The organism is Sedimentibacter sp. B4, assembly GCF_000309315.1.
GTDB classification, from domain to species: Bacteria; Bacillota; Clostridia; order Tissierellales; family Sedimentibacteraceae; genus Sedimentibacter; species Sedimentibacter saalensis.
Genome location: NZ_CANG01000032.1, coordinates 1 through 16495, shown reverse-complemented (window position 1 = coordinate 16495; position 16495 = coordinate 1). Strand labels below are relative to the sequence as shown.

Genomic DNA, 16495 nt, shown 5'->3' with positions numbered 1-16495 from the left:
CAGCTTCCAATGAAGCTGTCTTTTGATTAAATTGTGTTAATCAGTTTTCTTATTAAATCGGGAACTGTTTTTTCAACATCCGGCATATATACTCTTTCATAAATTGTATGATATTCCTTTCCCCATGGTCCAAGCACTATAACGGGAGCAGAAATATTTTCAACATAATCAAATGGAATGTCGTAGATTTCCTTGGAAGTAACCATGTTAGACATAACTTCCTCCTCGCCCTTTCTGTTTGTGCATGATGTGTAGCTTCCATCACTGATTCCCATGAAGTAACTTTCCTTCTCTAATTTCAACCCATAATGTTCAGAAAGCACCTTTTCAATTGTGTTTTCAAATATCTCATTGTTGTTTGAAAGATAGCTGTTGTTAACTGCAGGATAGTAAGGAGGAATTATTCCTATTACTACAACAGGCTCTGTAATGGCTGAGAGCTCAATTATCCTTTTTACTATGAGAATTCCGGCATCCTGCATGGATATTTCGTTGTTTCTTACAAGTATGTTTATGTTGTCAATTAATTCCTTCTTCAGAGTTATGTAATTATCATTGTTTTCGGATGCAATTTTTTCAATTTCTTCGAACTTATATACCAAGGGATTGTAACTTCTTTTATTATTCCCCTTAAGACTGTAGTTTTCATTTAATATGTCATATGCCCTGTTGTACTTGTCAATTACTGTCTTCATTGAATTTAAGCACATGTCTTTAACTTCTTCAATTATTTTTTCAGGAGTCTTGCTCTTTAAAAATTGATAGTTAAAAAACACCGAGCTGTATTCCGGAATTGATACGTCATATGTTTCCTTCATGTCTCTGGCATAAAGAACAGTAGGAGGAGGTGTTGTCATATTTCTGTCTGTTGAACACAAATGAGGATTAAGTTCCATGTTTGAAATTATCTCTGCCATAATGGCAGTTGAGTTCAAGCCTTCCATCACATCGCTTGAATGGGCTATTTTTCCCTTGACAACTATCAATGGCATAATTTTTCCAACAGAACCCAGCGAAATTTTAAATGTGTCAGGTCTTTTCCTTCCATGTGGCTCAGTGATTACAACCAGCCTGTAATCAAGATTAAACTTGTCTTTTAATTCGCTTAACAGTCTTGTTGACTGCCTCATGCCTGCAGACAGGTTTTCCTCGTCGTGAACACCAACAAACATAACATTAACTTCACTGTTTATTTGTTCAAGAACACAGTCAATGTCTATGGCAATTCCTGCCTTCATGTCGCATGTTCCTCTGCCGAAAAGCCAGTCACTGTCTTTCAGATCATTTTTCGCATCATCGTGCAAGCTCAAGTCATTAAGCTTTTCTTTCAGTTCGTCAGGATTCAGTGCATAACTTTTTAAAGTGCCGTATGATTCTATTTCAACTGCATCATAATGTCCTGACAACACTATAGTTTTGTCAGTGGTACCGCGTCTTAGAGCCCACACTGCAGCCCTTCCCAAAAAGTCGTCGTTATGGTACATGCCGCAAAGTTCCGGATTTTTTCTGAAATATTCATCTTCTTTTATAATGCCATAAATGCACTGTGCCATGTCATTTTCTTTTACACTTCCCGTATCGCTTTGAACTTGAACAAGTCTGTAAAGAATCTCTCTAATATTCATTTTATCCTCTTCTTTTTTCCTATATTTGTTCATTTACCAGAATTATACTATACACACATCACCACTTCAAACAATATTTCCACGGAAATACATTATTATTGCAGCATATAAAATGCAATGCTATAATTAATTATTAATTTATTACTGGAGATAAAAATGAATGTTTTATTCTTGAAAGCAGTAGCTCTTGCTACAATGATAATTGATCATTACGGAGCAATTTTTCACAGCGGAGAAAATATTTACAGAATCATAGGAAGAATTGCATTTCCTGTTTATTGCTTCCTTCTTGTGGAAGGTTACTTCCATACAAGCAATGTGAAAAAATACGGTAAAAGATTGTTATTATTTGCATTTATTTCAGAGATTCCGTTTGATTTGGCCTTTTACGGAAGTGTGGGATTTGCTCACCAGAATATTTTCTTCACATTGTTCATAGGACTTGCTGCAATTTATTTTCTTGAAAAAAAGGAACAAAAATACAATTTCGATAAAAGCCTAGTAATTGCAGCAGCTGGAATTTTAGCAATGGTTCTTTCTGTTGACTACAGCATAATGGGAGTCATTTACATATTGTCATTTTATTTTACCAGAAATTTTTCTAAAAAAAGGCAATTGTTATACATGGCGGGCATAATGTTATTTATAAACCTCATGTCATCACCTCTGCAGCAATTTTCTCTTCTTGCTCTTCCTTTCATATATTTTTACAACGGCGAACCGGGGCTTAATAACAAGTTTCTGCAGATTTTGTTTTATGCAGCCTATCCTCTTCACCTCTTGCTGTTTTACTTTTTAAACAAATAAAAAACATCGAAGAATTTAAACGATGTCAGGTTGATAAAAAAATTATTGAATTTACAAAACGGGCGGACACAATCCGCCCATACAATTTATAGAAAATAGATCTATCAATAGTCTGACATCGTTTTTCAACGATGTTTTTTTGTTTTTTGTTATATGCTTGTAAATCCTATAATCAGGTATGCTGCCAGTGCCATTCCACCGCAAATTAATGCGTATGGCAGCTGAGTTTTTACATGGTCTATGTGGTCTGCAGCAGAACCTGTTGATGCAAGTATTGTAGTGTCAGACAAAGGTGAACAGTGGTCACCGAAAACTCCACCTCCAGCTACAGCAGCAAAGCATGCAACAACCAATGTTGTTGCTTCTCCACCTGTGAAACTGAAAGCAAGAGGCAATGCTATAGGCATACAGATTGCAAATGTTCCCCATGAAGTTCCTGTTGCAAATGCCATAACAGAAGCAATCAAGAATATTATAGCCGGAAGAAGCTGAGGGCTAAGGAAACCTTCGCTTATTGAAATAATGTAATTTGCTGTTCCCATTTGCTTGCTCAAAGAATTGATTGAATAAGCCAATGCCAGTATCATGATTGCTGGAACCGCTCCTTTAACACCGTCAGTCATTGTGTGCATGATTTCCTTGAAAGGAATTCCCTGAATGAACATGCTTATTCCCATGAATATCATTACGAAAAGGAATGCTTCCATTGTCTTTGCAGACTTCAGCTTAATATATGTTCCAATGGCAATTGTCATTATCATTATTACAGGAAGTATAAAGTTCAAAAACACTCTTTGCTGGATTCCTGGATAAGCTTCCATTTCTGTGAGTTCCTTTCCTATTAAAGGATCAGCGCCGTCTCTTAAAACTTTTCCTTCCTTTATTGCTCTGTCTTCAGCTTTTTTCATAGGTCCAAAGTCTTTTATTATTCCTCCGGATATTAATCCTACAAAAATAACAGTAATAAGTGCATAGAAGTTGAATGGAACAGCTTTGATAAATAATTTCATGGCATCTTCCTGAGTGACGATTGCCCCTATACCTACAGCCAGACCGCTTAAATATGCTGCCCAGCCTGTTATGGGAACCAGTACGCTTACAGGAGCAGCCCCTGAATCTGCTATGTACGACAATTTTTCTCTGGAAACTTTTGCTTTGTCAGAAATGCTTCTCATTGTTGTTCCAACGAATAAAGGACTGAATGAATCGCTGAAATAAACAAACATTCCCAACAGCCATGCTAAAAGCTGTACTGCACGTCTACTTAAGTTCTTATTCTGAATATATTGCGAAAATCCTTGAATTGCTCCTGTTTTTTGAAAAAAAGCAACTAATATTGCAATAAAAGTGTTTAAAAGCATTACCCATGCAAAACTTGTTGTGCCAAGGCTTGTTTTTATTAATGTAGGAAATCCCATTATTCCCTGGCCGGCAAGTAAAGTACCCAGTATGCATGCAAATCCTAGAGAAACAACCGTATTTCTTGTTGCAAAAGCTAAAGCTATTGCTAAAAGTGACGGTATTATCGATATAAAACCCATATTTACTACTTGTTCCATCTCTTCCTCCTAAAGGGTAATTTTATTGTTTGATCTTGATACTGTTGCTGGTGGTGCCGGATCCAGATTTTCATCAGCTATTTTCAAAACATCTTCCGGTCTTATCCAAGGTCTTCCCTGCAGTGCACTTGTTTCCTCGTGAGTAAGATATCCTTTGTATGTTGTCATGCTTCTTCTTAAAAATCCGTCTCTGATACATGCCTTCTCTATTCCCAGGTTCATGATGTTCCTAAGGTGAGGCAAAATTGATGCTGCATATGCAACGGTTGTTGAATTTGCTATTGCTCCCGGAATATTGCTTACGCAGTAATGCACAACGCCTTCTTCCACATATCTTGGGTCTTCGTGAGTTGTTTCGTGGAATGTTTCAATAACGCCGTAGTCATTGCTTATATCAACTATTACAGAACCTCTAGGCATTGATTTAACCATTTCCCTGTCAATAAGAAATTCCTTGCTTCCTTTTGGCCACTTAACACAGTTGATTACCAAATCTGTATCAGGAAGCAGCTTTCTGATGTTGTACTTTGTTGAAATCATGGTATTTACTTTTTCGTCGTACATTTTGCCTATTTCTCTTAATGTTGCAATGTTAACATCCATGACTGTAACCCATGCTCCAAGAGACTGAAGAACCTGCAGTGCATTTTTGCCCACAATTCCTCCTCCAAGTATGAGAACCTTTATTCCCGGTGCTCCGGCAAGTCCGCTTACAAACTTTCCGCTTCCTCCGTTAATGGATAAAAGAGATTCAAGTCCCATGAGAGCTCCCTGTTTTCCTGCAGCTTCGCAGTTTGGAGAACCGTAACGGTGTGAATCCTCAGCAGTGAAAGCAATAACCTTTTTGTCCAGCAATGCCTGAACCTCTTCCTTGTGAGCAGCCGGATGGATACATGTGAATACAATCTGATTTTCCCTGAGAAGTTCAAATTCAGGCGGTTCAATTTCTTTTACTTTTGCCAAGAAATCACACCTTGAATACATTTCTTCCATGGTTTCAACCAGTTCAGCACCAACCTTCACATATTCTTCGTTCAGGAACCCTGCTTTCAAACCTGCGTCCTTCTGCACAAGAACCTTGTGTCCGTCTTCAACTATGCTGGCTACTTCTGATGGAGTTGCTATAACCCTGAATTCCCCATTTTTTATGTCTTTCAATACTCCAAAAATCAAAATATTTCCTCCTTTAAATTATTCTGTCCTTATTTCTGCATTATTCATGCCAACGGAACAAAAATATTTAAAGATTGAAAATTCAATATTTTCATATTCTGCTTGTTGTTTATATCATAGTCCGAACACTAAATATTGCCCGCAAATGAGCAGGACGCTGCTCAAATGTGGGCAATATTTCAAATGATTTTAAATTTTTTTGCTTTCCTTTGAAGTGTCTGCCTTGGTATATTTAAAATTTTGCATGCTTTTGACACATTGTAATCCGTACTCTGGAGCACTCTTTCTATAATTGATTTTTCATACTTTTCAACCATTGACTCCAGAGGTTCTATGTCTAGCTGTGACTCAGTGTTCAAGTCAATCAGCTGGTTGAATTTATGCTCTATATCAGAAAACTTAAGGCTTTCACTTGATCCGTCAACCATGCTCAGACCATAGATCAAAATGTTTTCCAGTTCTCTCACATTACCTGGCCAGTCGTATTGATTAAGTTTTTCATAAAGTTTGTTTGATACAAATTTGATGTTTTTCCCAAACACCTTGTTATACTTCGAAATAATGTAGCTTGTCAAAATAGGTATATCATCTTTTCTTTCCCGTAGGGGAGGTATGTTGAAGCTTATGGCACTTAATCTGTAATAAATATCTTTTCGCATGGTACCAAGATCTATTGCTTTTAATGGGTCTTCATTGCTGGCAGCTATAACCTTCACATCAACAGTCTTTATTTCTTTGGAACCGATACTTCTGAATGTTCCGTCCTGCAGAACCCTTAGCAGTTTTGACTGGAGATGAGCAGGCATAGAGTTTATTTCATCCAGAAATATAGTTCCTCCCTCAGCCAGTTCCAACAAGCCGGCATTGTCCACAGCCCCGGTAAATGCGCCCTTAGATGTTCCGAACAAAATGCTTTCAAGCAGGTTGTCAGGTATGGCAGCACAGTTTTGCGAGATAAAGGGCTTGTTTTTTCTTGCTGCTTTCATTGTGTATGGCTTGAGCAAAAAGTTCCTTTCCGGTTCCGGTCTCTCCGCATATTAATGTTGGAAGGCTGCAGCCTGCTGCAACTTTTATATAGTCCTTAAGCTCATTCATCCTTTTGTTGTTTGTAATAATGTTATCCGTAACATAGCTTGCTTGGTTTTCTTTTGATTCAAGCTTATCCATATGATTTCTTTCAAATGTTGAAGCGTCAATTTTTGCTCTCCTGCTCTTTTCATAAAGCTCAGTATCAATTTCAACTTCATCCTTTTTAAGCTCGTCATATTCCCGCACTGATAAATCTATGGCTCCCACAATTTTGCTGTCTGATTTTATTGGTATGGATAGAGACGTAATTTTTATGGGCATTGTACCTGTTGCTTTCAAAGACTGGTTTTCAACATAAAAAGGAACTCCGTGAATCATGGACTGATATGTTGTGCTGGACTTTTCATCCAGATTTTCATACACATCCAGAAACTTCTTTCCTACAACTTCATAATTTTCATCTGCGCCTTCATTAAGCTTGTTGTTGAATTTAGCAGTAAAAAGTATTTCGCCTTTTAAGTCAATTATTGTAATACCGTCTATATAACCTTTGTTGTTGAATAAGTTTTTCATCAGTTCCATAATTTGCCTCGGTTATTCAAAATAAATAATGCAATTACTATATTATTATAATTAAAACCATATATTTGTTCAACATAAATACATTAAGGATGTATTTATTATTTTTATTTTGACAATTAAAAATCGCTGCCTTTTTTTACAACATCTTTCATCTTGGACATTATTCTTTCGTAGCTTCCCTTTCCATGAGGTACAAGGCATTTGGAACAATCTTTAATGCCGTGATTCTTTATATAATTTCCTCCGCATTCTCCTTTTAGCATGTACAATGGGCAATAGCAAAAAAGGCAGTTGAAATTTTCCTTGTCTTCAGTCTTATGACATGGGAAGTACTCACACTGTGAATTTTGATAAAATTTAAAATGTTCAGTCATATTATCTCCTAAAAGTATTATGTCTGATTATATCATATTTGTTCCACAATATAAACGGTTAATTGATAGGAAAAAAAGCGCGAAGTATTCTTCGCGCCTTCATTATTTTTCAGTTACTATTATAATCCTTATTCTTCCTCCGTTAACCTCAGCCTTGTCGTAGTATGCCGTCAAGGTATAGTTGTCTGAATTGATAATCTCTGACAGTGGCAGAACCTTGAAGCCATTTCCTGAATAGCTTTTTTCATATACAACAACATTGCTGCTTAATAAATATGATCCTGAGTAAGTTTCAATCTGCACCCCGTTAATGTCTGTGATTTTTGATGACACCTGGGACAATTTTTTTATGGAAACAACCGTTCCACCGCTTACTTCAAAGGCTGCAGGATCTCCTGAAGATATACTTGTATATGAACCGTTATCTTTGGCAAGAGTGAGAATGCTTCCGTTGATATTGCATTTATATACGGATGATGTGCTGTTGTCTTCCTCTGTTACTTCTGCGCTTGTAACAATGCCGTATTCCAATGCATCTCCCGTAACATTTTGAAGAATCAGATTGTCTATTTCACCGTTTGTGTTCTTACTGTAATACATAACATCTGAACTGGATATTTTAACATCGTCAAGACGTTGAGGGAAGACTATCTCATACTGACTTGACAAATCAGAATCCGTGGCACCCACATCCATTATTTTAATGTCTTCTGCAAGCTTAGTGCTACCAAGTTTTTTATTGTCCCAGTCAAATGTTCCGCTTAGTGATGAGCTGCTAAGCGTTGTTATTGTTGCAAGGCCGTCTGTAAATTTAACCTTTACAACACTGTTTATTTTGCTTGAATAATCCTTGTATGCTTCATATTCAAGCTCATCATCATCTGTTGTCACAACTTTTATGTAGTAAGCAGAATATGTGTAGCCTGATGAATTGGTAACACTCTTCGTTCCGCTTTCAGTCATATAGCCAACAACTTCTGTCTTTGATTCTGTGGGGGAAACTACATCAGCAACCTTTCCATCCTTTCCAAGAAGGAGAGTAACACTGTCACCTATGTCAAATGTTCCTTTTGAACACAGTTTATTGAATGCTGCGATTGTTTCCAGAGAATAGTCAATACCTGAAATAGTTACACCGGAAGGCTGGTCCTGATTGGGATATGCTTTTTCATAAACACCTGTAATTTTTTTGTTGTATGCCCATATTGTATTTAATGAATCTGAATAATACAATATGTCGTTGTAGTTGATGTCTTTTACAGTTGCCTTGTTTCCGTTTCTTAATAATGTGACACCGGACACATCCGTATTGAACATGTTAACCCAGTCCGAACCAGCTACAGTAACAGGACCTTTCAGAGTGTTTCCTGATATTACAACAAAGTCTATGTTTCCGTTTATCTTTGAAACCTTTACTATGTCTCCGACACTTATGTTTGAAACAGCATTTGATACAGTTGTTTTAGTGCCATCAACATACACGGTTGTTCCTGAGTCTAGTCCCAGTGCTAAAGTGTATCCACCTTCAGTTGCAACTATTATGTCATTCTCCAGGGCAGCATAGGCTGTATAAGTTTCAACCTGCTGGCTTGATGGCATGAAGCATATTATTTCATCGTTAATATTTAAAATTGCATTTCCTTTTTTCCCTACACTATCCTCATTGAATGTATCAGCAACTTTGTAAGTTCCTTCAGATGTGGATACTTTTCCTGCACCAATGGATGGATCCTCATTTGAAGTTGCAATTAAGATTACATTTTCAAGTAGACTGTATCCTGTTGAATCTATGTAGCTTGTTCCTGATTTCGTATTGCTGTTAAGCATGTTGTAGACAATTCTCATTGCATCTTGTCTTGTTATTTCAGTTCCCGCTGTTGCTGAAACATTTTTTGTCAATCCGATGTTTGCTGCAGCGCTTAGCTGTCCATAAGGCCATGAAGAACCAAAATCTTCGCTTGTGTATCCCATTAGAGTCAAAGCAACTGTAACAGCTTCTTCAAGGGTAACATTTTTGTCCGGCTTAAACGTTGAATCAGGATACCCTTTTATGAGCCCGTTTGAAACAGCCACGCTCACATATGGCGCTGACCAGCTTGAATATTGAACATCTCGAAAAGGAGAAGTGCTGGATCTTGATGACACGCTGTTTTTATAGATGGAAGCATTTATCATTATTTTTGCAAATTGTGCCCTTGTAAGCTTATCCCCAAGATGAAGATTCCCGTCCGGATAACCGTTCATTATTCCAAGGGACTCCATAACTTCAGTAATTTCTTCACTGGACACTTCCAAAGCATTTGCCGGGTTGAAAGTTGATGCAAGCGTCAGTATTATTAACGCGACTGCCAATACTTTTTTCATTTTATAATTCCTTTCATATTAGTAATTACAGGGGATTTCTCCCCTGAATGATATTTACTTATAAACTGTTATAACAATTGAATTAATCATGTCTTAAGGCATCTATGGGGTTCATTTTAGCTGCTTTGTTTGCAGGGAAATATCCAAATGTTATGCCTATGGCGACAGAAACTGAAAATGCTACTATTACAGCTCCCATGGACGGCTTGACAGTCATGCCGAGAAGAGATCCCACCAGGTACGATGAAAAAAGCCCAAGCATTATTCCTATTATTCCTCCGGCTGAACTTGTGGTTGCAGCTTCTACAACAAACTGGCTCATAATATCGTGCCTTTTTGCTCCCAGAGATTTTCTTATGCCTATTTCTCTTGTTCTTTCAGTCACTGAAACAAGCATTATGTTCATTATGCCTATTCCTCCAACCAGAAGTGATATGGCTGCAACACCTACAAGTACAAGGGTTACTGTTCCCATCATTTCATTTACCTGATCCAGGGCCTGGGATGCGCTGAATACACTGTAATAGTCTGAGCTTGAAAAATATTCTCCCATTTGCTTGTTTATTGCTGCCATTGCATTTTCAACGGTTTCTGTTGATGCTGCACTGAATGAATAGCTGCTGACTCTGCCCATGAATGAAAGCCTTGCAGCTGTGGTGTAAGGAATCATAACCACATCATCGTCGCTTCCTTCCTCAGAATCAGCCTTTTCCTCCAGAACTCCCACAACCGTGAAGGATGAACCATTAATCTTTATTTGTTCTCCTAAGGGAGAGGCTCCTCCAAACAACTCCTGGACAATGTAGGATCCAACAACGCATACCTTTTGTCTTTTTTCAACATCCAGGTAAGTAATGAATCTTCCCGAAGATGTTTCACTGTTTTTAATATCAGGATAAAATTCATTACAGCCTGTGCATGTGGATGTAATATTTTCTGTTTCATATTTGACTGTGGCGCTTTGAATGTTTACAAGAGGAGTGACTGCTGCAAGCACTTCGGAATTTTCATCCACAAGTTCCTGCATGTCATCGGGGTCTATGGTTATGTTTCCGCCTCTTCCTCTAATGCTGACAGATATAAGGTTCGTACCCATGCTCTCAAAACTTGCTGACATGTCTGCAGCCATTCCGCTTATTAAACTCACCAGAATTATTACAGAAGCCACACCTATAATAATACCAAGCATTGTAAGGAATGAACGCATCTTGCTTCCCAGAAGACTTTTAATTGCCATGTTGAAAGATTGCTTAAAATTCATTGCTGTGACCTCCGATGGTATCCTCTGTTATGCTTCCGTCATGAAGCCTTACAATTCGCTTTGCCTGATGGGCAATGGAGTTGTCGTGTGTTATAAGAACAATTGTGCTTCCTTCTTCATTTATTTGTTTAAGTAGCTCGAGAACTTCCTGCCCTGTTTTGGAGTCAAGAGCGCCTGTAGGTTCATCTGCAAGAATAACCGGAGGATTTCCGGACAACGCTCTTGCTATGGAAACTCTTTGCTGCTGTCCTCCTGAAAGCTGTGATGGCATGTTGTAAATTCTGTTCAAAAGCCCTACACGAGACAATGATTCTTCAACCATTCTTTGTCTGTCATGCTTTTCTATTCCTCTATATATGAGGGGAAGTTCAACATTTTCAAATACATTTAATTTTGATATCAAATTGTACTGTTGAAATATAAACCCCAATGTAAGGTTACGTATTTCAGACAATTCATCTTCATTTAATTTGCTCACATCCCTTCCGTTTAGAATATACTTGCCTGATGTTGGAATATCAAGACATCCTACCATATTCATGCATGTTGATTTTCCTGAGCCTGATTGACCTACTATTGCTACAAACTCTTTTTCGTCAATGTGCAGACTTATTCCATCGAGAGCCCTGATCTCTGTATCACCAACCTGGTAAATTTTATATATGTCTATTAAATCAATCATTAATGGCCTCCTTTAAAATCCTCCGGGCGCTCCGCCTCCGCTTGTTGATCGTCCTGTGGGTGCTCCTCCCGTCGGCATTTGTCCTCCCGGAATTCCGCCTTCCATTCCAGGCATCATCTGCTGAGTTGTTGTGGTTGTTGTTTCTGTGGGAACAATTATTGTGTCTCCTTCTTCAAGACCACTTGTTATTTCCACGTAATCAGTATTGCTTATTCCAATTTCAACAGTTACATATGTATATCCGTCGGGAACATTGGCCATGCCGGGCATTTTCTTTGAATTTTCATCTTGATTTGCTGCCTTGGAGCCGTCTTTGTCTTCAACCAGCACCCTGTTTCCTCTGTTCAGTGCAGATGCCGGTATCATCAGTACATCTTCTTTTGACTCGATTACTATTTTAGCATCAACGTTCATTCCAATCATAAGGTCCTCTGAATATTCCATGACAACAGTTACAGGATAGTATGCAACACCGTTTGAGTTAGTACCTATTTTGCTTATGTTGGCTATTGTTCCTTCAAAAACCTTTCCTTCCAGAGAATCAGCAGTAACTTCAACAGACTGCCCAACTTCAATTTTTCCTATGTCCAGTTCATCCACATCAATATCAAATTTCAAGTTGGACAAATCCGCCACCACTGCCATTACAGTGCTGTTTGAATCTGAATCAAGTGTATCTCCCGCTTTTGATGTTTTTTCAATTACTGTTCCGTCAATAGGAGAGGTTATGTTATAATCTTCCAGCTTATCATATGTGTTTTGCAGGGACAGCTCTGAATCAGAAAGTGACAGTTCGCTTGTCTTCAGTGTTACATCAGCACTTTCGCTTTCAAGATTTACTATTACATTTCCTATTCTCACGTTGTCTCCTGTTGTGTAGTTTACACTTACAACATCTCCTGAAGTTTCAGCTTTAATTGTTTTTTGCTGCCAATAATCAAATGTTCCCGAAGAGTTGCAGGCAACGTTATTTACAATAGCAGTTGCCTTGTCCGCTGTTGTAATTGAGCCCGGATTTTTAACCTTGATTTTCACGTTTGAAACAGTGGCTCCGGAATCTGTTATTATTTCTCCCGATGAAACATATTGAACGGTTCCTGTTGTTTCATAAAAAGAATTTTCAAGAACGATGTTTGCAACATCACCAACATTTATATTTGCAGCATCTGCAGAGTTAAAGGGCACTTCAAGCATCATGTATTCATTGTTAATAATATCAGCTATTGAAGTACCGTTTTGTACGGAATCACCTGCTTTTACGTAACACTGTGTGATTACTCCGGATATGGGTGTTTCAACAGACAGCCCTGCATATTCCTTAAGGGTCTGATTGTGTGTGAGCTGTTGTTTTTCAAGAGAAACCTTTGCTTTTTCAATTGTATTATCTATGTCTTTCGTATCAATCACATAAAGCAAATCTCCTTTTTTAACTTCTTGTCCCTCCTCAAAATCTGACTGCAAAATATCTCCCGTTGCCAGAGATGTTATTTCATACATCTCCATTGCTTCTATAGCACCTGAACCTTCAATTGAAACAGTCAAATCTCCTTTTGTTACAGTTGCTGTGTTTATTGAATCTGTTTCTTCCTTGCCGAATATTGCATTGTATCCAAACAAAGCTCCTGCAATTCCTGCAACAACTGCAAAAAATATTGCAATTTTCTTTTTTGTCAGTTTTATTTTTTCGATTTTAGGCAGTTTGAATTTCTTGAAATTCTTTTCCTTGTTCATTTATGTCCTCCTTAATTTCTATATGAAAAATATAATCTTGCTTTGTGTTGGAAATGTGTGCACTAAGTGTCATAAAATTGAAATTTATCATACTTTAGGTTTTGAACACAAAAAAAAATTCTGCACAACAAAAAAGCCTGAATTTATCAGGCTCTTAATCAGTATGTCATTTGTATCTTGATGTATTATTGCTTAGCATTTCAGTGATTGCTTTTGCAGGCTGAGGTATGCTTATGAAATACCCTTGTCCCAAACTGCAGTTGATATTTTTCAAATAATCCAGTTGTTTGCTTGTTTCAATTCCTTCTGCAACAACTGTCAGATTCAGATCTCTTGCCAGTGACAAAATAAACTTTATAATTGAGCCGTCCCTTTTTCCGTCAGTTACAGATTTAACATAACTCTTATCAAGTTTTATAATGTCAATTGGAAGCTGTTTTAAATATGTTATTGATGAATAACCCGTGCCAAAATCATCAAGGGCAATTTTAAGCCCCCTGCTCTTTAATCTGTTAAGCCGCTCAATTGCAAGTTCAACGTTGGAAATGGCTGCAGTTTCTGTGATTTCAACAACAAACTTTGTATAATCGACATCAAACTCTGATAAAATGGATTCAATGAACCTGAAGTTCATATTGCTTATTAGTGTCTTGCTGGATAAATTCAAGGACAATGTTATATCTCTATACCCTTCTTGTTCCCATTTTTGTTTTTGAATAAGGGCATTTCTAAAAATCCTCTGTTCAAGATTATATATCTGGCCTGTTTCTTCTGCAACAGGGATGAAATCAGAAGGAGGTATGAACCCTTCAGTTGGATGATTCCACCTTACCAATGCTTCAAGGGATACTATCCTGCCTGAGGAAAGTTCAATCTGCGGCTGATAATAAAGTTCAAATTCCTTGTTGTCCAAAGCCTTCTGCAGTTTGTTAGACATGTTTATATGCCACATTATGTCTTCATGAATATTTTCCTTATACAGAAGAACTTTGTTCTTTCCTTCTTTTTTTGCTACATTCATTGCAATGTCAGATTTCTTGAGAAGAGCACCTCCATCACACCCGTCATCCGGGTAAATTGCTGCTCCTACACTTATGGAAATGAAAAATTCCCTTATTCCAGAATGCCATGTATTGCCTAAATCCTTTTGCAATCTTTCTAATTTTTTCATAAGTATTTCTTCTGAACCAAAGTTTTTTATGAGCAAGCCAAACTCATCACCTCCAAGTCTTGCAGCTAAATCTGGTGCTGTAACATATGAAGTGAGTTTAACTGCAATATATTTTAACAGTTCATCTCCTATTATATGTCCCATTGTGTCATTGACATATTTAAAATTGTCAATATCAATAAATACTATAGCAAACTTGTCCAATTTTTTACTTTCAATCAAACATTCAATTTCATTTGAAAATTTATCTCTGTTAGGCAGTCCTGTAAGAGAATCATGGTATGCCAGGTATCTGATTTTTTCTTCGTATTTTTTTCTTTCAGTAATATCCATACCTATGGACACAATTACTTTTTTGCCTCTGTCTGTTTTTATTACTTTGTTACTCCAGAGTATATCTAACTTTTTGCCTTCCTTTGCAGCAAAACTGATTTCATATTCCCTAAGTCCGCCATTTTGTATTATTTCCTGGAAAATATTATTTACCCTTTGCTTGTTATGTGATACTTCAAAAAAGTCAACCCATATCTTTCCTATCAATTCCTCTTCTTCATAACCGAAGGTCTTGTAGCAAAAAGAATTTGTCTTTAATATTTTCCCATCCTCATCCCATAAAACAATAATTACCGGAGCTTCTTCAATTATGTTTTGAATAAGGTCCTTCTGATAGTTAAGTTCTTTTTCCAGCACATCCTGTTCATGGTTTGAAGTTTTAAGATCCTCATATGCCCTGAACGCTCTGTCTGTGGCACTTTTTATGCTTCTTGTCTTTTCTGATATCAGGATAAAAAACATAACCATTGTTATTAGAACAAACAACCATCCCTTGTAAATCTGCATAATTTTGTAGAACTCTATATTATCGGTAAATATTCCAAGAATCTTATCTGAAAGTACAATCCACAACAAACCAAAAATACCGTATTTTATAACCACTATTAAAGCTTCTTTTTGTGGATTAATACTTTTAACCGATTCAATAATATTTTTTGATGAATTGTTGCGTTTTGACGTGTCATCAGGAAAATTTCGTTTTTTCAAATTATTCACATCCACTTTGAATTTTTGGGAAATAGAAAAAGAATAACCATAGTATTTACTATAATCTACCCATTATTTTGCATTTTAAACATATGCAAAGCTTAATCATTATAGCAATAAAAAAGCAGCATATCAATCACAACATGCTACTTTTTTGTTAATACTGTTTCAAATCCTTCTTAATTACTTTTTACACCATTAGAATACACCTTTTTCAATATATTCATTTATTACAGCTTCGCTCAGTCCTACAAATTTCTCGTAAACATCAAAGTTGTGCTGACCCAGTGTCGGTGCAGGAGTTCTTATTTCAGCTTTTTTGTCGCTGAATTTAATGTGGTCTCCTGTCAATGTTGTTTTTCCTGCTATAGGATGTTCAACTTCCACAAACATCTCTCTTGCTACAGCAATGTGAGGATCTTTTACAACCCTGTCTATGGTATTTATTGGTGATGATGGTACTCCTACAGCAAGCAGACATTCTACCACTTCATCAATAGTATGCTGAGAAGACCAAACTTCAATGAGTGGTTTTAATTCAGCATGGTTTTTAACTCTCAGTGCATTTGTTGCAAATCTTTCATCTGAAAGAAGTTCAGGTTGTTCCATTACTTCTGTAAGTAGTTTATACAACTTGTCATTACCGCATGCTATGATTACATCTCCGTCTTTTGCCTTAAATGAATCATAAGGATATGCAGATTCATATCTGTTTCCTATTTTTTCAGGAATTCTTCCTGTTGCCAGGTAAATTTGTGTGATTATTTCTAGTGAAGATACAACCGAGTCAACCAAAGAAACGTCAACTTTTTGTCCTTCTCCGGTTTTTATTTTGTTTACAACTGCTGCAAGAACGCCGATTGTGCAGCCTAAGCCACCCAACACGTCTCCCATTGCTGTACCTGTTCTTGTTGGTGCTCCTCCCGGCCAGCCTGTTGTGCTCATAAGTCCGCCCATTGCCTGTCCTATAATGTCATAACCTGCTCTCTGGCTGTATGGTCCGTAGTGCCCGAAGCCTGAAACGCATCCGTACACGATGCCAGGGTTGATTTTTTTCAAATCCTCATATCCAAGACCTAATTTTTCCATTGTTCCC

At 37.3% G+C, this 16495-nt stretch carries 13 protein-coding genes; 1 reads left to right on the top strand and 12 read right to left on the bottom strand.

The window, feature by feature from the left end; all coding sequences use genetic code 11:
- Nucleotides 1-26 precede the first annotated feature (26 nt).
- A complete protein-coding gene (locus BN358_RS05525; RefSeq protein WP_019228212.1) occupies nucleotides 27-1625 on the bottom strand; it encodes a M20/M25/M40 family metallo-hydrolase in 1599 nt (532 codons plus the stop codon).
- A 156-nt stretch (nucleotides 1626-1781) separates the two neighbouring features.
- Here BN358_RS05525 and BN358_RS05520 point away from each other — a divergent pair, with 156 nt between their 5' ends.
- Nucleotides 1782-2432, top strand: a complete 651-nt coding sequence (locus BN358_RS05520) for a TraX family protein (protein WP_019228211.1) — start codon at nucleotides 1782-1784, stop codon at nucleotides 2430-2432.
- A gap of 149 nt (nucleotides 2433-2581) precedes the next feature.
- Here BN358_RS05520 and BN358_RS05515 read toward each other — a convergent pair whose 3' ends face one another.
- The 11 genes from BN358_RS05515 to BN358_RS05470 form a co-directional block, all read right to left on the bottom strand.
- Nucleotides 2582-3991 (bottom strand): Na+/H+ antiporter NhaC family protein, encoded by a 1410-nt coding sequence (locus tag BN358_RS05515; RefSeq protein WP_019228210.1) that lies wholly within the window; start codon nucleotides 3989-3991, stop codon nucleotides 2582-2584.
- Between the two features lie 9 nt (nucleotides 3992-4000).
- The gene (locus BN358_RS05510; protein ID WP_019228209.1) at nucleotides 4001-5164 is read right to left on the bottom strand and encodes an alanine dehydrogenase; all 1164 of its coding nucleotides are present in this window, start codon (nucleotides 5162-5164) and stop codon (nucleotides 4001-4003) included.
- Between the two features lie 179 nt (nucleotides 5165-5343).
- The gene (locus BN358_RS28290; RefSeq protein WP_255346879.1) at nucleotides 5344-6168 is read right to left on the bottom strand and encodes a sigma 54-interacting transcriptional regulator; all 825 of its coding nucleotides are present in this window, start codon (nucleotides 6166-6168) and stop codon (nucleotides 5344-5346) included.
- Nucleotides 6092-6775 carry a sigma 54-interacting transcriptional regulator gene (locus BN358_RS28285; protein ID WP_255346878.1) on the bottom strand — a complete coding sequence of 228 codons (684 nt, stop codon included), beginning with the start codon at nucleotides 6773-6775 and terminating at the stop codon, nucleotides 6092-6094. The genes BN358_RS28290 and BN358_RS28285 overlap by 77 nt, the downstream gene beginning before the upstream one ends.
- Nucleotides 6776-6891: 116 nt before the next feature.
- Nucleotides 6892-7149, bottom strand: a complete 258-nt coding sequence (locus tag BN358_RS05500) for a cysteine-rich small domain-containing protein (protein ID WP_019228208.1) — start codon at nucleotides 7147-7149, stop codon at nucleotides 6892-6894.
- Nucleotides 7150-7251: 102 nt separating this feature from the next.
- Nucleotides 7252-9513 (bottom strand): S-layer homology domain-containing protein, encoded by a 2262-nt coding sequence (locus BN358_RS05495; RefSeq protein ID WP_019228207.1) that lies wholly within the window; start codon nucleotides 9511-9513, stop codon nucleotides 7252-7254.
- A gap of 82 nt (nucleotides 9514-9595) precedes the next feature.
- The gene (locus tag BN358_RS05490; protein ID WP_019228206.1) at nucleotides 9596-10774 is read right to left on the bottom strand and encodes an ABC transporter permease; all 1179 of its coding nucleotides are present in this window, start codon (nucleotides 10772-10774) and stop codon (nucleotides 9596-9598) included.
- Complete coding sequence (locus tag BN358_RS05485; RefSeq protein WP_019228205.1) at nucleotides 10764-11456, bottom strand: ABC transporter ATP-binding protein; 693 nt, start codon at nucleotides 11454-11456, stop codon at nucleotides 10764-10766. Before BN358_RS05485 ends, BN358_RS05490 begins: the two co-directional genes overlap by 11 nt.
- Before the next feature lie 12 nt (nucleotides 11457-11468).
- Nucleotides 11469-13187 carry an efflux RND transporter periplasmic adaptor subunit gene (locus tag BN358_RS05480; RefSeq protein WP_019228204.1) on the bottom strand — a complete coding sequence of 573 codons (1719 nt, stop codon included), beginning with the start codon at nucleotides 13185-13187 and terminating at the stop codon, nucleotides 11469-11471.
- A gap of 166 nt (nucleotides 13188-13353) precedes the next feature.
- On the bottom strand, nucleotides 13354-15399 hold the full coding sequence (locus tag BN358_RS22255; RefSeq protein ID WP_019228203.1) for an EAL domain-containing protein: 2046 nt from the start codon (nucleotides 15397-15399) through the stop codon (nucleotides 13354-13356).
- A gap of 198 nt (nucleotides 15400-15597) precedes the next feature.
- A partial coding sequence (locus BN358_RS05470; protein ID WP_019228202.1) for a CaiB/BaiF CoA-transferase family protein occupies nucleotides 15598-16495 on the bottom strand: 898 nt, incomplete at its 5' end.

Coding starts and splice junctions, on each gene's coding strand:
- BN358_RS05525 (WP_019228212.1), bottom strand. CDS start 1,625: ATGAATATTAGAGAGATTCTTTACAGACTTGTTCAAGTTCAAAGCGAT.
- BN358_RS05520 (WP_019228211.1), top strand. CDS start 1,782: ATGAATGTTTTATTCTTGAAAGCAGTAGCTCTTGCTACAATGATAATT.
- BN358_RS05515 (WP_019228210.1), bottom strand. CDS start 3,991: ATGGAACAAGTAGTAAATATGGGTTTTATATCGATAATACCGTCACTT.
- BN358_RS28285 (WP_255346878.1), bottom strand. CDS start 6,775: ATGGAACTGATGAAAAACTTATTCAACAACAAAGGTTATATAGACGGT.
- BN358_RS05500 (WP_019228208.1), bottom strand. CDS start 7,149: ATGACTGAACATTTTAAATTTTATCAAAATTCACAGTGTGAGTACTTC.
- BN358_RS05495 (WP_019228207.1), bottom strand. CDS start 9,513: ATGAAAAAAGTATTGGCAGTCGCGTTAATAATACTGACGCTTGCATCA.
- BN358_RS05490 (WP_019228206.1), bottom strand. CDS start 10,774: ATGAATTTTAAGCAATCTTTCAACATGGCAATTAAAAGTCTTCTGGGA.
- BN358_RS05485 (WP_019228205.1), bottom strand. CDS start 11,456: ATGATTGATTTAATAGACATATATAAAATTTACCAGGTTGGTGATACA.
- BN358_RS05480 (WP_019228204.1), bottom strand. CDS start 13,187: ATGAACAAGGAAAAGAATTTCAAGAAATTCAAACTGCCTAAAATCGAA.